Raw genomic sequence first — 17,891 nt, 5'->3', positions numbered from 1 at the left:
AATGAGTAAACTGTAAATCTGAGTGAGTTAACTACCCTAAAACTTTTTTAATGGTTTTATTACGCTGAATTTTACCGTTAACTGTTTCTACGAACCTATCAATTAAATAAATTTCTTTAGGCAATTCATACTTTGTTAGTCCTTTAAGATGCTTAATTCTATTTTCAATCGAATCTTTTGAATCTCTAGGGTTCTCAATAATAAGTATCAATTTCTCACCTAATGTCCCATCATCTTCTCCTGCGAGGATAAATCTCTCATCAATTACAGGTTGTAATTTTTTTTCTATTTGTTCTGGGAAGAGTTTTACACCACCTGAGTTTATTACATTATCATATCTACCCAATAGTTTAAAACTGGTCTCTGAAGTTAGCTCTACAATATCATTAGTCACTAAGGACTCTTCAACCAGTTTTGATGCATTGATAATTAGACAATTTCTTTCGTCTTTATCAAATGTAACATCAGGCAAGGCATTAAATAATTTTTCTCCTTTTCCAGATTCTGATTCTAATTTACGTACAGCAACATGTGTTACTGTCTCTGTCATACCATAAGTTTCATAAAACTTAGAACTACTATGCTTAATTTGTTCTAATAATGGTTTGGTAATCATAGAACCTCCAACAATAATAGTCTTAATATTTTGAGTATAATTGATAGTATGCTTTAATTGCAAAGGAATCATTGCACAGAAATCATATTGCTTTTCATAGTCAAAAATAGGATGTGCACTAGGTTCTACACAATCAATTTCAAGACCTAATATCATGGCTCTAACTAACATCATCTTACCTGCAATATAATGGCTTGGCAAACAATCTAAAGCACTATCACCTGGTTCTAAACCAAAATAGTCTCCAGTAGCTATGGCTGAATTTACCATTGCCTGTTTTTTTAATTTTATGACCTTTGGTTTACCTGTTGAACCTGAAGTGTTTACGTATAAAAAATCATCTTTGTTAAGCCAATCAATTAAGAAGTTTCCTGTAACCTTTTCATAGGTTTCTCCCTCTTTTATAAGACTATATGCAACTTCCTTTAAATCTTCATAATTAAAATGAAGTCCATTGAGCTTAAAACGATTATGTATTTTATTATACTTTGGAGTCATATCTTCTATTCAATGATTTTATAATCTTCTTTTAACGGTTCAGTAACCTTACCTAGTAATCTTTCTTTCCAATTACTCCATCCATACATTTTAGATAAAATGATTAATAGTACTGGGAAAATGACAAATACAGGTACAATAATATCAACAAATGTTGCTTCAGTAGGGTCTGACATATCCTTAAAAATAGAATAGGTTTTAAAAGCGGTCCAGTCTGCAGTAACTAATAAAGCCGTAAACAAGTTGTTTGCAGCATGAAAACCAAGAGCTAGTTCTAATCCTTCATCCATTAAAGTTATAATTCCTAAAAACAAACCAGTACCTATGTAATATATCATTATGATATAACCCAACTTTTCAACTTCTGGATTAGCAATATGTAGCAATCCAAAAACTAAGGACGTAAATAATAATGGAAACCATCTATTCTTTGTTACAACGCCTATTCCTTGCATTAAATATCCTCTGAATAAATATTCTTCACAACTTGTTTGTAGAGGTACCATAATAATTGCAATGACACTAAGAATTAGAAATTTATTTAAATCAAAATTTAAAACATAATCATCAGGCGTCATAAAATAGTCCATTAAAACAAATCCAGATGATAAAATTCCCCAACCGAAGAAAATTGTCCAGAAGCGTTTCCAATCAATTTTATCTCTTGCTGTGGTAAGTTGAGTGAATGTCATTTTATGGAGATACTTATTAACTAAAAGCAATCCCAATAAACCAATAGCAAAGGATAATAACATTAGGAACAGATTAAGATTTGGTTCCAAAATTGTCATTAATGTGAATTCGTCTAGTTCAAAAAACGACATACTTTGGTTTTTCGCTTCAACAATAGCTGCAACAGTAAATGGTATTTGCCCAATAATTACAAATGCAATAACTATAATAGTTCCAACAAAATATCGCCATCCTTCATGTAACCCTTTAAACGCTTGTTGTATATAATCCATATTTATATTTTAAATTCCCAATCTTTATTAAAATTATATTGCAAAGTACCATTTTTTACCATTAATGGCGAATCAAAATTATTAGTAAATAAACTGCCTGTGCCCAATCCTTGTGGCATATTATTGCGTAATGTATAAGTCCATTGTGCAATGGCATTTAATCCAACATTACTTTCCAAAGCACTAGTTATCCACCATTTTATGTTTAATTCTTCTGCTATATCTATCCATTCACTACTGCCTCTAAAACCACCTATTAAACTTGGTTTTAAGATAATATACTGAGGTTTAATTGTTTGGAGTACATTCTTCTTCTCTTCTGATTTGAAAACTCCAATCAATTCTTCATCAAGTGCAATTGGCAAAGGAGTAGTCTCACATAGCTTAGCCATCGCTTCATATTGCCCAGATTTAATAGGTTGCTCAATTGAATGCAACTGGTATTCAGATAATTTTTTTAATTTATTTAGAGCTTCATCTGGTAAGAATGCACCATTTGCATCTACACGCAATTCAATATCAGAAACCGAAAACTCTTTGCGAATAGATTTAAGAATATCTAATTCAGTCTGAAAATCAATTGCGCCAATCTTTAACTTTATACAATCAAAACCTGATTCAATTTTTTCTATAACTTGCTTCCGCATAAAACCTTCACTACCCATCCAAACTAGTCCATTTATTGGGATAGTATCAAAACCCTTTGTAAAAGCAGATGGAAATAAATGAAATCCATTGTCACTTCCTAAAGATTTAAATGCCATCTCCAATCCAAACTGAATACTCGGAAACTCTACCAATTCTAAAACTAATGCTTCTAATCCTAACTGAATGTTATCGCAAGTCCATTTAATCTTTTCTTCATAATCAGGTCTATCGTCAATAGAAAGTCCTCTTAAAATACCACACTCACCAATTCCGGTTTTTCCATCATTATAAAGCTTAATAAACCAAGTTTCTTTGGTAGTCATTACACCACGAGAGGTTCCACTAGGGTTCTTAAAATTTAAAAAGTACTTAAGATATTTAGCTTGCATTTTATTAAAAATTATGATGCATGCTCACTTGAAGCTGGCCTTTACCCCAATTCACAGTTTTCTGATTCATCCAACCTAACTGAAACCTTATTCTAGGATTCAAAACATAACCCAATCCTAAATACGTTCGGTTTCTATCAAATAATTCAACGGTCCTTGAGTCTCCAATATCGGTTTGACCATTGATAAAAAGCTCGTTATATAATGCAACATAAAAGGCCTTAGGTGATAAATCACTTTTGTTTATCGGTACATTTAAAAATAGATTATATCTATACCGTGTTCTAAAATCTTGATCCTCCACAAAACGTTGTTCAAATCTAAATCGATGTGTTAGGTAAACACGATTACCAATTTTTTGAGGAATCAATGCTTCTTGATAAATTCTATTTTCAGCAACGGTTTCATCACTAGTACCATATTGCCCTGTAGTAATATTACCATAACCCAATGTAAACGTTACACCAACATTTTTTGGAGAATACGTAAACCCAGATCGCAATAATAATTGTTCCTTATCTCCTAGTCCTTGCCAATCACGATATTGAAAATCACCTTGAATTCCAAATTCACTATTATTAAACTTGTGATTATAAAAGTACATATACCATGCACCTGTCTGTGATTCATCTACTTGGGCAATAAGTCCACACACATTAGTTATTAAAATGAATACAAGTAATTTTAACTTCATATAAAATGAATTATTTTTGAAAGACAAAAATACGTAACTAACGTTTCTAAATAAAAAAATGCCGGATTTTCCTAATATAATACTCTACGCGATACCTTTCTTTATTTTAGCAATGCTAATAGAACTTTATGTCACTATTAAAATGGGTATAAAAACATATGAACCCAAAGATGCCTTTTCTTCTATAGCCATGGGCTTAGGAAATGTATTCTTAGGTTTTGGCAGTAAAGCTCTCGTGTTGTTAGTGTTTTTTTGGGTTTATGATAGTTTTAAACTCATAGAAATTCCTATTACTTGGTGGTCATTCACTATATTATTTTTTGCAGACGATTTTGCTTATTATTGGTTTCACAGAGTATCTCACGAGTGTAGATTATTTTGGGCATCACATGTTGTTCATCATTCTTCAAAACATTATAATTTGAGCACTGCCTTACGCCAAACTTGGAGTGGAGGATTTTACACTTTTATTTTTTGGCTATGGCTACCTCTATTAGGTTTTCACCCTGCCATGATAATGCTTCAAATGTCAATAAGTTTATTATATCAATTTTGGATTCATACAGAAGCTATAAATAAAATGCCAAAATGGTTTGAAGCTATTTTTAACACACCATCACATCATCGAGTACACCATGGTAGTAATCCTATATATCTAGACAGAAATCATGCAGGAATTTTGATTATATGGGATAAAATGTTTGGGACTTTTCAGCCTGAATTAGAAAATGAAAAGGTTAATTATGGCTTAGTAAAAAACATAAACACGTTCAACCCTATAAAAATTGCATTTATTGAATGGGTTTACATGTTTAAGGATGCCTTTAGTGGTAAAAAATCCTTAAAAGATAGATGGCTATATCTTATTAAACCTCCTGGATGGAAACACGATGGTTCAGGTAAAATTAGTGATGAGTTAAGGGAAGAATGGTTAAAAACCAATACAAAACAATGACATTTAAAGACAAGGTTGTTTGGATTACAGGAGCATCAAGTGGCATTGGTAAAGCCCTAGCTATAGAACTTTCTAATCACAAATGCCAATTAATTCTTTCAGCTAGGCGAGAAAAAGTTTTAAATGAGGTTAAACAACAATGCTCAAGTCCTGAGAATATTAGGATATTACCTTTTGATTTGGCTGATTATCTTAATATGTCTAATGTTTGCAAACAAGCATTACAATATTTTGGGAAAATAGATCTATTAATTAATAATGGAGGTATTAGCCAGCGATCCTTAATAATAGAAACTGACATTTCTGTCGATAAAAAATTAATGGAGGTTGATTATTTAGGTACTGTTGCATTGTCAAAGGCAATTTTGCCTCATTTCATTGAAAATAAATCTGGTCATTTTGTAACTGTTACAAGCTTAATGGGGAAGTTTAGTTCACCCTACAGATCTGCTTATTGTGGCGCAAAACATGCTCTCCATGGTTTTTTTGATGCACTTAGAATGGAACATCAAAACGACAATATAAAGGTTACTATGATTTGTCCAGGATTTGTAAATACAAATATTGCCCGAAACGCTTTAACTGGTGATGGATCACTATAAAATCAACAAGATAATGCGACAGAAAAAGGACTTTCAACTTATGTTTTTGCTAAACGGATGATAAAAGCAATTCAAAAAGAAAAATTTGAAGCTTATATTGGCCAAGGTGAAACCAAGGGAATTTACCTCAAGCGTTTCTTTCCCAAGCTGTTACATAAGTTTGTAATGAAAAGTCAGGTTAAATAGCACTAAACATCTAAGCTTTCACCAATATCCAATAAATATAGTTTCTTAAGTTTAGAATCAAATTTCGCCTTTGCTCTTGGCTTATCGATTTCGATGTATCCAAAAGTATCATAATGGTAACCTAATACACGGTCACAATCTACATATCGTGCTGCTTGGATAGCATCATCAATTCCCATTGTAAAATTATCTCCAATTGGAAGAACCGCTAAATCAAGGTCAAATTGTTTTCTAATAAGACGCATATCATATGTTAATGCAGTATCACCGGCAATATATATTGATTTATCACTTTCTATAATAAACCCACCAGGCTGACCTCCATATTTTCCATCTGGAAATGAAGAGGTATGTATTGCATTAACATACTTAACTTTACCAAAATCAAATTGCCATGAACCACCATGATTCATAGGGTGACCATTAAAACCTAGGTTTTGATAATGAACAACTATTTCATAATTAGATACTATAGTAGCACCAGTACGTTTTGCAATGGCCTCTACATCTAAGGTATGATCTTGGTGTGCATGTGTCACCAAAATATAATCTGCTTTTATCGTATTTATATCAATATGTGAAGCTTTTTCATTGCCAGTTATAAAAGGATCCACTAATATGTTTATGTCCTTAATTTGAATACCTAAACAGGCATGTCCGTAAAATGTTACTTTCATTTTTAATTATTTAAGAGAATAATCTTAGCCTAAAATTAATACAAAATATACCCAATCCCTAATAATAATGAAAAGAGAAAAGTAGATAATGCCAATACTTTTAATTGACTATCAAAATCCTTAGAATCCCTTGCATTATTAATCTTTTTTAAATGAACTATAAATGGTATAAATGAAATTAGATATAAAAAATTATATGGTACAACATAATATAATACTGAGAAAATAATTGTTAAAAGCATTGCTCCTACAATTAAGAGATTATGATAAATTTTAGCCTTTTTTAAACCTAGTTTAACCGCAAGTGTAATTTTACCAGAATTTTCATCAGATTGAATATCTCGCATATTATTAAGGTTAAGTACACCAACACTCAAAAATCCTAAAGCAATTCCCGGTAAAAAAGTTAAATGGTCAATAGTTTTAGTATATAATAAATAACTACCAAGTGTACTGATTAATCCAAAAAATATAAAGACAAAAACATCACCTAAGGCTTTATAACCGTAAGGAGAGTCTCCCATTGTATAGTTGAGAGCCGCATAAACTGACATTCCTCCAAGAGTTACAAATAATAATAGTAGTAAAAACTCATTAGGACCAAAGGCTGCCCAGATTAATGAAAATGTTAAGATAATTACTATAACAATATTAAATTTAATAGCCTCGAGCATTCTCTCTGGCGTTATTGCACCACTTTGAATGGCTCTTTCAGGTCCTACACGTTCATTATTATCTGTGCCCTTTACTCCATCGCCATAGTCATTGGCTAAATTTGAGAGTATTTGAAGACTCATAGTTGTTAGTATTGCTAAGACTAAGACCCACCAACTAAAATGACCATTATAATAAGCAAAACAAGTTCCTAAAATAATACCCGAAACTGATAATGGTAATGTTCTTAAGCGCATGGCTGAAAGCCACGGTTTAATTTTTTTCATTCAAAAGCTTTTAGATTATGGAATCCATTTTTTAGGAAAGTTAGGTTTCCTTTTTTCTAAAAAGGCATCTCTACCTTCTTTTGCTTCATCTGTCATATATGCTAAACGTGTTGCTTCTCCAGCAAACACTTGTTGACCTACCATACCATCGTCAGTTAAATTCATTGCGAATTTCAACATTTTAATTGAGGTAGGCGATTTAGCTAAAATTTCTTGAGCCCATTCATAAGCAGTAGACTCTAATTCATCATGTGTAATCACTGCATTAACCATACCCATTTCAAAGGCCTCTTGTGCAGAGTAATTTCTTCCTAAAAAGAATATCTCACGTGCTTTCTTTTGCCCTACCATTTTTGCCAAGTATGCAGAACCATATCCTCCATCAAAACTAGTGACATCTGCATCCGTTTGTTTAAAAATAGCATACTCCTTACTTGCAAGTGTAAGGTCACATACTACATGCAGACTATGGCCTCCTCCTACAGCCCAGCCAGGAACAACTGCTATAACTGCTTTAGGCATAAACCGAATTAATCGCTGTACTTCTAGAATGTTTAAACGATGATAACCATCATCACCAACATAGCCTTGTTGACCTCTTGCTTTTTGATCTCCACCTGAACAAAAACTCCATATTCCATCTTTTGCCGATGGTCCTTCTGCACTTAATAATACAACACCGATACTGGTGTCTTCATTTGCATCGTAAAACGCATCATATAATTCTGATGTTGTTTTAGGACGAAATGCATTTCTGACATTGGGTCTATTAAAAGCTATCCTAGCGACACCATTACATTTTTGATATGTAATATCTTCGTACGATTTAGCAATTCTCCAATCTATTTGGCTCATTCTTTTCAGGAATTTAACTGCAAAAATAAGGAATTAATAGTAATGATTTCATAGCAATTATTGATGGCCTTTTTAATTTATTTATTTGGTCAATCAATATTAAACTAATCTTATCCCTTCTTTTTCGATAGTAATTAATCGTTCTTTATAAAGTGATCCTACTGCCTTTTTAAAACTCTTTTTACTCATCTGAAGTTGTTCCTTAATATCGTTTGGATCTGATTTGTCATTTAGTGGAATAAAACCACTGTTATCTTTCAATTCCTCCAGGATATACTCAGCATTAGGCTCAATATTTCTATAACCTATTTGACTCAATTGAATATCCAATTTATTATCGTGTCTCACCTTCTTAACAATTCCTTTTATTCTATCACCAACACTCAGATCCTTATAAATGTCATCCTTAAAAACTAAACCTAAATGTTTTTTATTAACGATTACATTCATACCTATTTCTGATGGATGAGATACGATTAAATCAACTTCTTCAAATTTTGAAACCGTTAGTTCTTTATTATCCAAAAATCTATTGGTTTTACTAGAAGCCACCAAACGTTCTGTCTCTTCATCTAAATAGCAATGAACCAAATACCAGCCACCAGATTTCATTTTAAATGCTTGCTCCTTAAATGGACAAAATAACTCCTTAACCAATCCCCAATCTAAAAAAGCACCATATTTTGTTACTTGATTACATCTTAAAAGAGCAAAATCTCCTTTTGTTATATAAGGTTTATCTGTTGTAGATACTGGTCGTTCTTCGTTATCCAAATAAACAAAAACATCTAATTTATCACCAATTTCAAATTCTTCAGGCACATACCTGTTTGGCAATAAAACCTCATTACCTTCTTCATCACCCAAAAACAGGCCAGGTTCAGTATCCCTTAATATTTCTAACGTATTATATTCTCCTAATTTCATCATGGCACAAAGGTATTGATATTGTTAAAAAGAAAAAGCGCTATAATAAATAATCACAGCGCTTTTAAAATGTTTGTAGATAAATCTTAGTAAACTGATTCTTTTTTAAAGTGTTTTACTAATAAGTAATAGATAACTGCTCTATATTTATTTCTATTAGAACGACCATATTTTTCAATTACAGAGTCTATTGCTCCGTCCAAATCAGCACTAGCACTTAATCCTAATTTTTTAATTAAAAAGTTATTCTTTACTGTTGCTAGTTCTTTATCGTCAGAGCCAGAAACTGTAGATGAATCTGCATTATAGATTGAAGGACCTAAACCAACGGTCACTTTAGTCAACAAATCCATATCCGGTTTAACACCACATTTGTCTTTTAAATCTGCCGCATATTTTACGATTAACTCATCTCTTTTACTCATTTTTTTATTGTTTTAGATTAATTTTTTTACCTACTAAAGATAACTAATATTTAGACACTTAAAAAATGGAATGGTCACATTTTATTCCTAAGATTTGGAAAAATTATTTGATGTAATCAAAGTAATCAAGAAGTATTTGATCATTTAATCTAGATGGTGTAATGACCTCAAGTAATTTTGGGTTTTTACTTAAATTATAGAATGTATCTAAAGCGGTCTCAAGCGATTTAGAATCATTTGCAATTTGATAATCTAATTCAAACATGTCACACAAATGCTTTGCATTTAAGTTATGTTTAGTTTCAAAAAATGTATCAAAATTATCAGTGTTTTTATGACCAGGTAAAATTCTGAAAATCCCTCCTCCTTCATTATTAATTAAAATAATCCTGAAGGTTTTAGGTATATAATTATTCCATAAGGCATTGCTATCATAAAAGAAACTAAGGTCACCAGTTATAAATGTAGTTCTTTGATTAGATACCACTGAAGCACCAATTGCCGTACTTGTACTACCATCTATGCCACTTGTTCCGCGATTACAAAAAACATGAATATTCTTTTTTAATTGAAAAAGCTGAGTATATCTAATAGCCGAACTATTCCCTACTTGAAGTTGACTGTTTTCAGGTAGTTTTGATAGTATTCTATCAAATACCTTAAAATCTGAAAATGGTATTTCATTTAAATAGGCTTTATGAAGTTTACGGCGTTTTTGCCTTACTTCTATCCATTTAGATTTGTAATTACTTTTTAAAGCATTATTTACTTGTGGTAAAAATTCTTTAAAAAAAGAATTTGGTGCAATCTTGAAGTCTTTATTTAAACAAAAAAATGTGTCATTAGCATTATTCAGACCAACATGCCAGTGGTGGATTGGTTTATATTTTCTAAGGAATGCCTTTATTTTTTTTGAAACAATTAAACCTCCTATGGTCAATAATAAATCTGGTTGTAGCTGTTTGAAATCATTATCATCTAGAGGTGCAATTATCTTATCTATCCCAGGGAAAAAATCAGGATTATGAAGATTTGAAGTTGTTTCAGTAAAAACAATAATGCTTTCATTATCAACTATTTGATCTAATATATTTTCTTCAATCGAGTTTGGAGAAAGAACACCTACTATTATCATTTTTCTCTTGGCATTTTGCCAAATATTCAAACAACTATCTATATCACCTAAATCTATCCTTGAAACCTTATTCTGTATTTTGAAATCCTCTAAACCTATCGTTGGTTCATCTATAGTTTCATATAAAGGTTCTCCAAATGGAATATTGATATGAACTGGTCCGGAATTTGAATTAGCTATGTTTAGTGCTTTTGATATTTCTTCTTCATTAAATGATTGAATATCTTTTTGTAGACCTATAATCCGTTCTAATTTATTTTCAAGATTTTTAAAAATTGGTAATTCTTTTTCTCCTGAACTTTCAAAGTCATCTTTCAGGTCTAACTTTAGATTGGCACTATAATGCACATGATCTCCATAAACATTTCTTTGTTTAATGGTCTGTCCGTCTCCCATATCAATTAGGTGCTTCGGACGATCTGCAGATAATACTACTAATGGAATATTACTATAATATGCTTCTGATATGGCTGGATAATAATTTAAAAGTGCACTACCTGAAGTACAAACTAATGCAATAGGACTTTTTAATTGTTGTGCAATACCTAAAGCAAAAAAAGCCGCACAACGCTCATCAACAATACTATAGCATTTGAAATTTTTATTATAAGTAAATCCAATTGTTAATGGTGCATTCCTGCTACCAGGTGAAATAACTATATGCTTAATATTATGTGCCTGACATAATGCAACTACCGTTTGTGATAAGGGAATTTTAGAGTATTTCATCAGCGCACAAAGATAACACTTCTCCTCGTTTTACTTTAATACGTTAACGATAGTTTTGGTTTTATTAACTGTCTCTTCCCATTCATTCTCAGGATTTGAATCCTTAGTTATACCTCCACCTACATAAATGAATGCTTTATCATTTTTAATCTGCATACAACGCAGATTAACATAAAAATTAGAAATGGACTTAATACTAGAATAGGCATTATTTTCAACATTTCTTCTATTAGAATTTCTTGTTTTCGTTTGCTTTAAATTGAGTTCTCCTAAAAATCCTGTATAGTAGGTACGCTCATAATTTTCATTGTTAATAATAAAAGATTTCGAGGGTTCTTTTGGGAATCCACAGACTGCAGGTGTAGGATGCAAGGCTTCAATTATAGTATTCAATTCTGTATCATCATTAATCCTACTTACTATTCGTGTTTTTAGATGAAGCAAATTACCGGCTCTAACGGTCTCTATATCTGAAACCTTTAATTTAGAGGTGTAAGGTTTTATCTTATCTATGATATAGTCTGTAACTATTTGCTGTTCCTCTAGTTCTTTTGCAGTCCAATTTGTTTCAGATTTAGAATTGTAAGGTTGCGTTCCTGCTAACGATATAGTTGTAAGTTGTTTACCAACAACTTTAAAAAGCAACTCTGGAGTTGCACCTAGCCACAAACCTATCTTTGGATGGTACCAACAATACACCATTGCATTTTTATAACTACTATACAGACGTTTAAAAATGTCTATTGGGTTTAAATCACCTATTTGGTGTTCTTCATACCTAGACAATACTACCTTATCTAAATTGCCTAAGTTAATCTCAGTAATACCTTTGTTTAAGAGTTCTAGATGCTTTTGTTTATCCGATTTAATAGCATCTCCATCATTTAATTTAGAATTAAAAATATACTCTTCATCTTTACCAACTTCTAAAATGTTATAAGCACAATACTTTACTGGCAATATTATACTCTTCACAGTTGAATCGAAAGGTGCAAAAACAAATCCACTTTCCTCAAAATTATCTGTTGTATGCAACTCATTGTCAGTTTGCAACCAGCTTTTGACTATAGAATTTATTGGTCTACTATATACTACAAAGGGTAATTTCTTATTGTATTGGTTTTCTAATGCAGAAAAAAATGAATTGCTATTCATTAAAATTATGATTTGGGTAGAGAAATTGTAGATAACCGACAAATTGAAATTAAATTATCGGCCTCATCTGTAATTCTAACATCAAGTAGTTGTGTCGTTCTGCCTTTATGTAAAAAAGTAGCTTTTGCATATACATAACCTTCTTTTACACTTTTTAAATGATTTGCAGTTATTTCTATACCTCTAACAAATAACTTTTCTGTATCTATAAAAATATGCGAGGCAAAACTACCAACACTTTCGGCGAGTGCTGCCGTGGCTCCTCCATGTAATACACCATCTGGTTGATGTACTTTTTGAGTCACTGGCATTCTTGCAACTAGATAATCATCACCATAATCTATCATTTCAATTTCTAATGTTTCCATTAAAGTATTTTTACAAATGGCATTGGCTTGGATTAGAAATTCTTCTTTAGAAAGTTGCATAGAAAAACATTATTTTTAAAGTCGATTGCAAAGATACTGAGAATAATGAATCTGACCGAAAAAGAAACATATTACAATACGAGTAACTCCTATTCAACACTCAATGTTTTAAATAAAAACACCAAAAATGTATGGTTTGTCTGCCATGGTATGGGTTACTTAAGTCGATATTTCCTCAAGTATTTTAAGTCTCTAGATCCGGATAAAAATTATGTGATCGCTCCACAAGCACCTAGCAAATACTATCAGCAACCAAAAATGCATGTTGGAGCAAATTGGCTAACTCGTGATAATACACAATCTGGAATGGAGAATATTATCAACTATTTTGATTCCATTTTTAATAACGAACAGTTTTCTTCAAATTTAAACTTTATTGTTTTAGGTTATTCTCAAGGCGTAAGTGTTGCATTACGATATATGATAAAACGAGAAATTCAATGTAATAAATTGATTATTCATTCTGGTGGCGTACCAGTTGAGCTTGTTAATAAAGATTTCAGCTATTTAAAAAAAGAAACAGAAGTATATTTAGTTTATGGTACAAAAGATGAATATTTAAACGAACAACGAATCGCGGAAGAAACCAAAAAAGCTAAAGAATTATTCGGTGATAAATTACAAATTATACCTTTTGATGGTAGTCATACTGTTAACGTATCATTTATAAATTCAATCGTCTAATATGCAAATTCTAGAAAATGAAAGGGTAAAACTTAGCTTATTAGATTTAAGCAATTACTCCTATCTCATCGATATAGCCGAGGAGGAAAATCTAATTTATTATTCACCTTCAGACATATCTACACCAGAAAAATTAAGAGATTATGTTGAATTTGCAGTTAATGGTTACTATAATAATTCAATCATTCCATTTATAGTTTTCGATAAACTAAAAAATGAATTTGCCGGATCTACAAGGTTCGGATTTATAAACCATAAGAATAAAGTACTACACATTGGTTGGACTTGGATTGGGAAAAGATTTCAGTGTACAGGATTAAATAAGAATATGAAATTCTTAATGCTTCAATTTGCATTTGAAAACATGAATTTTGAAAAAGTTGAATTTAGAATAGATGAACGTAACACAAAATCAAGACGTGCAGTTGAAAAAATTGGTGCTACACTTGAAGGTGTTTTACGCCAAGACACAGTAATGAAAGATGGCTTTAGACGAAGCACGTGTTGCTATGGCATTCTCAAAGAGGAATGGCCAAATATTAGGACTTCAATTTTTAAAAATCTCTAATTCGCCTGCTGAAAAGAATTATTTTTCTCCTTTAATATAGCTAGTTGCTTTTCTAAAAAAGTAATTGCTTTTTCTGTTTGATAGCTTGTTTTAGAAGCTAAATTATTTATTTCTTCCTTCAATTTTTTCTTACCAGATGCTGTAGCTTTAGACAAATCATCTTTTACTTCCTTAAAATCCTTCGTAATCTGATCTTTTACCTCTTTACCTTCTTTTTTAAGCCTATCTCTTGTGGTTTTCCCTTTGTCTGGTGCTAACAATACACCAATTCCAGCCCCAACAAGCACTCCTAATATAATAGCTCCTTTATGAATCATTATTTTTCCTTATTAATTAAACACCTTCATTTATATGTATAAAAATATAGCAATTTGTTACAGTCAATTAAAATATAAGAAATTGATTATTATAATTTTAAATGTTTAATCGTGTAAATCAATATTTAAATCGAATATAATCTAGTTTCCTAATCTATTGTTCTATTTTGACTGACTAACCAACATTTTATGAAAACCTTACTTACCTTTTTTGCAATTGTTTTAATGAATCTAAGCTATGCACAATTTATCTCATCAGATGATGCTTTACATTTTGGAGCTGGTGCTGTGATTTCTAGTGCAACTTACTCTATTGTTTATAGCAAAACTAAAAATAAGAAAAAAGCATTTTGGTATAGTTTAGGTACAGCAACCTTTGTTGGTTTAGCTAAAGAAGTCTATGACGGATACATCATTGATGGAAGGTTTGACACAGGTGAAGCTATTGCTACCTTTTCTGGAGGATTGGTTGCCAGTTACACTTTTAATATTTTTACTGGTAGAAAAAAGAAAAAACAAATCGCATCATTAAAATCAATCTCTGATTAGACGTTCAATAATTTCCTTAGTAGGTAAAATTGAATCAGTGTGCTCTATACTTGGGCCAGCAACCCATACTGTTTTATAAGTTGCTTTTTTTGCCGCTTTTTCTGTGATTTTCATACCAATTGAAAACCGAATCATTTTCACCCATTTTTTTAGTTTACGATTCTTATTCAGCAAATTCTCTATCCAGGTAGCCTTGGTTCCTATTTTTTGCACATAAGGGGTATTAATTACTGTACATGGTGTACCAGAGATCCGTTCAGTCATAATAATATCCTCCGCACCATAGTCAACGCAAGCTTGTTTGTAGTCATCCGTTACACCAGCTTCTAAAGATGCTATAAATGGACTGCCAACTGAAACTCCCTTTGCGCCATAACTTAGCATCATATCGATATCTGCCTTGCATCCTACACCTCCTGCCGATATTACCGGTATCATACAGTTTTCAGTTAACTGTTTTATCAATTCTTCCGGTGATAAATTGCCTCGGTGACCACCTGCTTCATTATTAACAGCAATTATGGCATCGGCACCTAATCCCTCTACTTTTTTGGCAAATTTTAAATCTGTGACATCACAAAACACTTTTATACCAACTTTATGGGCTTGTCTAATCGTTTCTTCTGGACTACCCAAAGATGTAATTATAAAATCACAGCCTTCTTTACAAATCACCTCTAATTGGCCTCTATATTTAACGTTTGATTTATTAACAATTAGATTAAAGCCAAAAGATCCACCTTCCACTTTATTTTGTTTCAATTGTTTAATTGCCATACGTAACTCATCCAATGTTCTATAATTTAATGCTGGTATACAGCCAGCGATTCCAGCTTTCATAGCCTCAGTAACCATGGCCACATTAGACACTAAAAACATAGGTGCTTGAATAATTGGATATTTAATTTCTAGAAGCTGTGTAAGTTTAGTATTCATAGGGAAAGTTTATTTTTCAAATATAGTAAAATATATTATGCGTGCATAACATATTAGTGGTCTTGAATAAATATTCTAATACTGATCTACATCATTTTGAGATTTACCTGTTAACCATACATTTAGACTATTAATCATAAAAAACAACAACATGAAAAAGCTATCAATCTTATTACTTCTACTTACATTTAGTAGTCAAGTATTCGCACAGGTTATTGAATTACCTGAAATTGAAATTACTGCTGTAAACTACAAATATTTGAGTTCAGTAGAATCAGATGACACACCGATGTCAGTTAAAATGTTGCAAGAAAAAGTTGCAATGTTCAATCTTAAAAGTTCAGAGTTTTACAATGATGAGTATGCCACATACAATATATCTTTTTACATTCCAGAAGGTAAAATATTAGCAGCTTACGATAAGTCTGGTAAACTTATTAGAACAATTGAAAAGTATAAAAATGTAAAATTACCGAAAACTGTTAGAGAGGCAATTGCTGAGCGATTCCCAAATTGGACAGCAGTTAGTGATTTTTACAAAGTTAATTTTCACTATATGAACGAAGTCACTGATAAACTTTATAAAGTAAAACTTGAAAATGGTGACAAAAAAATGAGAGTTAAGATTAATGAAAAAGGCGAATTTATGTAGAATTCAAATTTTAGAGAGCCCAGCACTATTGCTGGGCTTTTTTTTTATTCTAAAAATCTGTAATAGCCACATTTTAAATAAGCACCTTCTGTAAATGTAACGGGATGATCGATATCATGTGTGGTTTTTAGATAAGTCTCAAACAATAGTGATTGAGAATTTAATACATGTTCATTTAAATCAAAAAAGGACTGTGCAGAAATACGTGATGAACAAGATGCTAAAACCAATAACCCTTTTTTTGCAATCAATTGTATACCTAATTCTGCCAATTGAGTATATTTCTTTTTTGCTAATTCAATATCAGACTGTTGCTTTGCAAAACTAGGTGGATCAATAACAACCACATCATAACGTTTACCTCTTTTTATGAGGTTCATCATTTCTACAAAAGCATCACCAGATATGGTTTTATGAATTCCAGTATAGACATTTAATTTTCCATTTTCTCTTGCCATATCCAAGGCTTGTTTACTAATATCTAAACTTGTTACTTCTGTTGCTCCGTTTGCTAAGGCATGTACAGAGAATCCTCCAGCATATGAGAATACATCTAAAACGGTTTTACCTTTACTAAGTTCACCAACGCGCCTTCTATTCTCTCTATGATCTAAAAAATAGCCCGTTTTATGACCTTTAATTACATTGGCTGAAAACCTTACATCATGTTCAATAAATTCTACAACTTCATTTTCTAAACTACCATACACCACCTCTCCATCCTTGAAGGCGTGATTTTTTGAGTTAAGTAGACTGCGACTTAAACGTATGACTGCGGTTTCGGTATCAGAAACTTGTTGTAAACTAATAATGATAGGTTCTAAATAGGGTAACCAAATTTCAGAATATAATTTTACGACTAAAACTTTGTTGTACACGTCAGCTATTAAACTAGGGAAACCATCATTCTCACCGAATAGTAAACGATAACTGTTGGTATTGGTTTCTAATAATTCTGATCGTTTATCTAACGCGACTTTAATTTTGTGATGAAAAAACTCAGCATTAATTTCGGCTTTAGTTTCTGCGTTATGAATAATTTTTATTCGGATTGGTGAGTTGGCATCGTACAAACCTATGCCAACAACTTTGTTTTTATTCTTGCTGAATATTATAGCTAAGTCACCTGTATTTGCATTATCATTAATCTTTACAATGCTGTTAGAAAACACCCAAGGATGTCCTTTTACAACATATTGCTCTCCTTTAGAGCTGAGTTTAACCGCTAAGTGTTTAGGTTGATAACTAAATTTTAATTTTTCCGATAAATTCATTTATTTTTTAATGAATGTAATGTTTTATTTTATAAAAAAACGCAATCAAATTAATGATTGCGTTTTCAAATTTATTTCAATTCTCT

Annotated in this window: 20 protein-coding genes and 1 pseudogene; 6 read left to right on the top strand and 15 right to left on the bottom strand. The window is 31.6% G+C overall.

The window, feature by feature from the left end; genetic code table 11:
* Nucleotides 1-31: 31 nt before the first annotated feature.
* Genes ACFWV9_RS09360 through ACFWV9_RS09345 form a run of 4 tightly spaced genes read right to left on the bottom strand, consistent with a single transcriptional unit; the run spans nucleotide 32 to nucleotide 3,810 of the window.
* Entirely contained in the window at nucleotides 32-1,114 is a 1,083-nt protein-coding gene (locus ACFWV9_RS09360) for an AMP-binding protein (RefSeq protein ID WP_411894948.1), read from the bottom strand.
* Between the two features lie 5 nt (nucleotides 1,115-1,119).
* Nucleotides 1,120-2,079: a lysostaphin resistance A-like protein gene (locus ACFWV9_RS09355; protein ID WP_411894947.1), complete on the bottom strand. Its 960-nt coding sequence runs from the start codon at nucleotides 2,077-2,079 to the stop codon at nucleotides 1,120-1,122.
* A 2-nt stretch (nucleotides 2,080-2,081) separates the two neighbouring features.
* Entirely contained in the window at nucleotides 2,082-3,116 is a 1,035-nt protein-coding gene (locus ACFWV9_RS09350) for an o-succinylbenzoate synthase (RefSeq protein ID WP_411894946.1), read from the bottom strand.
* Nucleotides 3,117-3,120: 4 nt separating this feature from the next.
* Nucleotides 3,121-3,810 (bottom strand): DUF2490 domain-containing protein, encoded by a 690-nt coding sequence (locus ACFWV9_RS09345; RefSeq protein ID WP_411894945.1) that lies wholly within the window; start codon nucleotides 3,808-3,810, stop codon nucleotides 3,121-3,123.
* A 112-nt stretch (nucleotides 3,811-3,922) separates the two neighbouring features.
* Here ACFWV9_RS09345 and ACFWV9_RS09340 point away from each other — a divergent pair, with 112 nt between their 5' ends.
* The gene (locus ACFWV9_RS09340) at nucleotides 3,923-4,765 is read left to right on the top strand and encodes a sterol desaturase family protein (RefSeq protein WP_411894944.1); all 843 of its coding nucleotides are present in this window, start codon (nucleotides 3,923-3,925) and stop codon (nucleotides 4,763-4,765) included.
* A pseudogene (locus ACFWV9_RS09335) lies at nucleotides 4,762-5,553 on the top strand (SDR family oxidoreductase). The gene ACFWV9_RS09340 and the pseudogene ACFWV9_RS09335 overlap by 4 nt, the downstream one beginning before the upstream one ends.
* 2 nt (nucleotides 5,554-5,555) lie before the next feature.
* Here ACFWV9_RS09335 and ACFWV9_RS09330 read toward each other — a convergent pair.
* The 8 genes from ACFWV9_RS09330 to ACFWV9_RS09295 form a co-directional block, all read right to left on the bottom strand.
* Nucleotides 5,556-6,230 (bottom strand): metal-dependent hydrolase, encoded by a 675-nt coding sequence (locus tag ACFWV9_RS09330; RefSeq protein ID WP_411894943.1) that lies wholly within the window; start codon nucleotides 6,228-6,230, stop codon nucleotides 5,556-5,558.
* Between the two features lie 35 nt (nucleotides 6,231-6,265).
* Entirely contained in the window at nucleotides 6,266-7,171 is a 906-nt protein-coding gene (menA, locus tag ACFWV9_RS09325; RefSeq protein ID WP_411894942.1) for a 1,4-dihydroxy-2-naphthoate octaprenyltransferase, read from the bottom strand.
* A gap of 15 nt (nucleotides 7,172-7,186) precedes the next feature.
* The gene (locus tag ACFWV9_RS09320; protein ID WP_411894941.1) at nucleotides 7,187-8,026 is read right to left on the bottom strand and encodes a 1,4-dihydroxy-2-naphthoyl-CoA synthase; all 840 of its coding nucleotides are present in this window, start codon (nucleotides 8,024-8,026) and stop codon (nucleotides 7,187-7,189) included.
* A gap of 99 nt (nucleotides 8,027-8,125) precedes the next feature.
* Nucleotides 8,126-8,956, bottom strand: a complete 831-nt coding sequence (locus ACFWV9_RS09315) for a S1 RNA-binding domain-containing protein (RefSeq protein WP_411894940.1) — start codon at nucleotides 8,954-8,956, stop codon at nucleotides 8,126-8,128.
* 83 nt (nucleotides 8,957-9,039) lie between these two features.
* On the bottom strand, nucleotides 9,040-9,378 hold the full coding sequence (locus ACFWV9_RS09310) for a DUF2853 family protein (RefSeq protein WP_411894939.1): 339 nt from the start codon (nucleotides 9,376-9,378) through the stop codon (nucleotides 9,040-9,042).
* Nucleotides 9,379-9,481: 103 nt separating this feature from the next.
* Nucleotides 9,482-11,242: a 2-succinyl-5-enolpyruvyl-6-hydroxy-3-cyclohexene-1-carboxylate synthase gene (gene menD, locus ACFWV9_RS09305; RefSeq protein WP_411894938.1), complete on the bottom strand. Its 1,761-nt coding sequence runs from the start codon at nucleotides 11,240-11,242 to the stop codon at nucleotides 9,482-9,484.
* 30 nt (nucleotides 11,243-11,272) lie between these two features.
* Complete coding sequence (locus tag ACFWV9_RS09300; protein ID WP_411894937.1) at nucleotides 11,273-12,397, bottom strand: chorismate-binding protein; 1,125 nt, start codon at nucleotides 12,395-12,397, stop codon at nucleotides 11,273-11,275.
* A gap of 5 nt (nucleotides 12,398-12,402) precedes the next feature.
* On the bottom strand, nucleotides 12,403-12,825 hold the full coding sequence (locus ACFWV9_RS09295; RefSeq protein WP_411894936.1) for a PaaI family thioesterase: 423 nt from the start codon (nucleotides 12,823-12,825) through the stop codon (nucleotides 12,403-12,405).
* Nucleotides 12,826-12,870: 45 nt separating this feature from the next.
* On the opposite strand from ACFWV9_RS09295, the gene ACFWV9_RS09290 reads away from it, so the two are divergent.
* Nucleotides 12,871-13,509: an alpha/beta hydrolase gene (locus ACFWV9_RS09290; protein WP_411894935.1), complete on the top strand. Its 639-nt coding sequence runs from the start codon at nucleotides 12,871-12,873 to the stop codon at nucleotides 13,507-13,509.
* A gap of 1 nt (nucleotide 13,510) precedes the next feature.
* Nucleotides 13,511-14,077 carry a GNAT family N-acetyltransferase gene (locus tag ACFWV9_RS09285; RefSeq protein WP_411894934.1) on the top strand — a complete coding sequence of 189 codons (567 nt, stop codon included), beginning with the start codon at nucleotides 13,511-13,513 and terminating at the stop codon, nucleotides 14,075-14,077.
* On the opposite strand, the gene ACFWV9_RS09280 is transcribed toward ACFWV9_RS09285, so the two are convergent.
* Nucleotides 14,074-14,394, bottom strand: a complete 321-nt coding sequence (locus tag ACFWV9_RS09280) for a YtxH domain-containing protein (RefSeq protein WP_411894933.1) — start codon at nucleotides 14,392-14,394, stop codon at nucleotides 14,074-14,076. The two genes, ACFWV9_RS09285 and ACFWV9_RS09280, sit on opposite strands and share 4 nt — an antisense overlap.
* A 189-nt stretch (nucleotides 14,395-14,583) precedes the next feature.
* On the opposite strand from ACFWV9_RS09280, the gene ACFWV9_RS09275 reads away from it, so the two are divergent.
* On the top strand, nucleotides 14,584-14,943 hold the full coding sequence (locus tag ACFWV9_RS09275) for a hypothetical protein (RefSeq protein ID WP_411894932.1): 360 nt from the start codon (nucleotides 14,584-14,586) through the stop codon (nucleotides 14,941-14,943).
* On the opposite strand, the gene ACFWV9_RS09270 is transcribed toward ACFWV9_RS09275, so the two are convergent.
* Complete coding sequence (locus ACFWV9_RS09270; RefSeq protein WP_411894931.1) at nucleotides 14,929-15,879, bottom strand: NAD(P)H-dependent flavin oxidoreductase; 951 nt, start codon at nucleotides 15,877-15,879, stop codon at nucleotides 14,929-14,931. The genes ACFWV9_RS09275 and ACFWV9_RS09270 overlap by 15 nt on opposite strands.
* Nucleotides 15,880-16,030: 151 nt before the next feature.
* On the opposite strand from ACFWV9_RS09270, the gene ACFWV9_RS09265 reads away from it, so the two are divergent.
* A complete protein-coding gene (locus ACFWV9_RS09265) occupies nucleotides 16,031-16,531 on the top strand; it encodes a nicotinate-nucleotide adenylyltransferase (protein ID WP_411894930.1) in 501 nt (166 codons plus the stop codon).
* Between the two features lie 44 nt (nucleotides 16,532-16,575).
* Here ACFWV9_RS09265 and ACFWV9_RS09260 read toward each other — a convergent pair whose 3' ends face one another.
* Entirely contained in the window at nucleotides 16,576-17,805 is a 1,230-nt protein-coding gene (locus tag ACFWV9_RS09260; RefSeq protein WP_411894929.1) for a class I SAM-dependent rRNA methyltransferase, read from the bottom strand.
* Nucleotides 17,806-17,891 lie beyond the last annotated feature (86 nt).

The sequence above is a fragment of the Winogradskyella sp. A2 genome, from assembly GCF_046762865.1.
In the GTDB taxonomy this organism is placed as follows: Bacteria; Bacteroidota; Bacteroidia; order Flavobacteriales; family Flavobacteriaceae; genus Winogradskyella.
This window is presented reverse-complemented; position numbering and strand designations above follow the sequence as displayed.

Excerpts from the sequence above, each read along its gene's own strand:
- ACFWV9_RS09360 (WP_411894948.1), bottom strand. The coding sequence starts at position 1,114 with ATGACTCCAAAGTATAATAAAATACATAATCGTTTTAAGCTCAATGGA.
- ACFWV9_RS09355 (WP_411894947.1), bottom strand. The coding sequence starts at position 2,079 with ATGGATTATATACAACAAGCGTTTAAAGGGTTACATGAAGGATGGCGA.
- ACFWV9_RS09350 (WP_411894946.1), bottom strand. The coding sequence starts at position 3,116 with ATGCAAGCTAAATATCTTAAGTACTTTTTAAATTTTAAGAACCCTAGT.
- ACFWV9_RS09345 (WP_411894945.1), bottom strand. The coding sequence starts at position 3,810 with ATGAAGTTAAAATTACTTGTATTCATTTTAATAACTAATGTGTGTGGA.
- ACFWV9_RS09340 (WP_411894944.1), top strand. The coding sequence starts at position 3,923 with ATGCTAATAGAACTTTATGTCACTATTAAAATGGGTATAAAAACATAT.
- ACFWV9_RS09330 (WP_411894943.1), bottom strand. The coding sequence starts at position 6,230 with ATGAAAGTAACATTTTACGGACATGCCTGTTTAGGTATTCAAATTAAG.
- menA (WP_411894942.1), bottom strand. The coding sequence starts at position 7,171 with ATGAAAAAAATTAAACCGTGGCTTTCAGCCATGCGCTTAAGAACATTA.
- ACFWV9_RS09320 (WP_411894941.1), bottom strand. The coding sequence starts at position 8,026 with ATGAGCCAAATAGATTGGAGAATTGCTAAATCGTACGAAGATATTACA.
- ACFWV9_RS09315 (WP_411894940.1), bottom strand. The coding sequence starts at position 8,956 with ATGATGAAATTAGGAGAATATAATACGTTAGAAATATTAAGGGATACT.
- ACFWV9_RS09310 (WP_411894939.1), bottom strand. The coding sequence starts at position 9,378 with ATGAGTAAAAGAGATGAGTTAATCGTAAAATATGCGGCAGATTTAAAA.
- menD (WP_411894938.1), bottom strand. The coding sequence starts at position 11,242 with ATGAAATACTCTAAAATTCCCTTATCACAAACGGTAGTTGCATTATGT.
- ACFWV9_RS09300 (WP_411894937.1), bottom strand. The coding sequence starts at position 12,397 with ATGAATAGCAATTCATTTTTTTCTGCATTAGAAAACCAATACAATAAG.
- ACFWV9_RS09295 (WP_411894936.1), bottom strand. The coding sequence starts at position 12,825 with ATGCAACTTTCTAAAGAAGAATTTCTAATCCAAGCCAATGCCATTTGT.
- ACFWV9_RS09290 (WP_411894935.1), top strand. The coding sequence starts at position 12,871 with ATGAATCTGACCGAAAAAGAAACATATTACAATACGAGTAACTCCTAT.
- ACFWV9_RS09285 (WP_411894934.1), top strand. The coding sequence starts at position 13,511 with ATGCAAATTCTAGAAAATGAAAGGGTAAAACTTAGCTTATTAGATTTA.
- ACFWV9_RS09280 (WP_411894933.1), bottom strand. The coding sequence starts at position 14,394 with ATGATTCATAAAGGAGCTATTATATTAGGAGTGCTTGTTGGGGCTGGA.
- ACFWV9_RS09275 (WP_411894932.1), top strand. The coding sequence starts at position 14,584 with ATGAAAACCTTACTTACCTTTTTTGCAATTGTTTTAATGAATCTAAGC.
- ACFWV9_RS09270 (WP_411894931.1), bottom strand. The coding sequence starts at position 15,879 with ATGAATACTAAACTTACACAGCTTCTAGAAATTAAATATCCAATTATT.
- ACFWV9_RS09265 (WP_411894930.1), top strand. The coding sequence starts at position 16,031 with ATGAAAAAGCTATCAATCTTATTACTTCTACTTACATTTAGTAGTCAA.
- ACFWV9_RS09260 (WP_411894929.1), bottom strand. The coding sequence starts at position 17,805 with ATGAATTTATCGGAAAAATTAAAATTTAGTTATCAACCTAAACACTTA.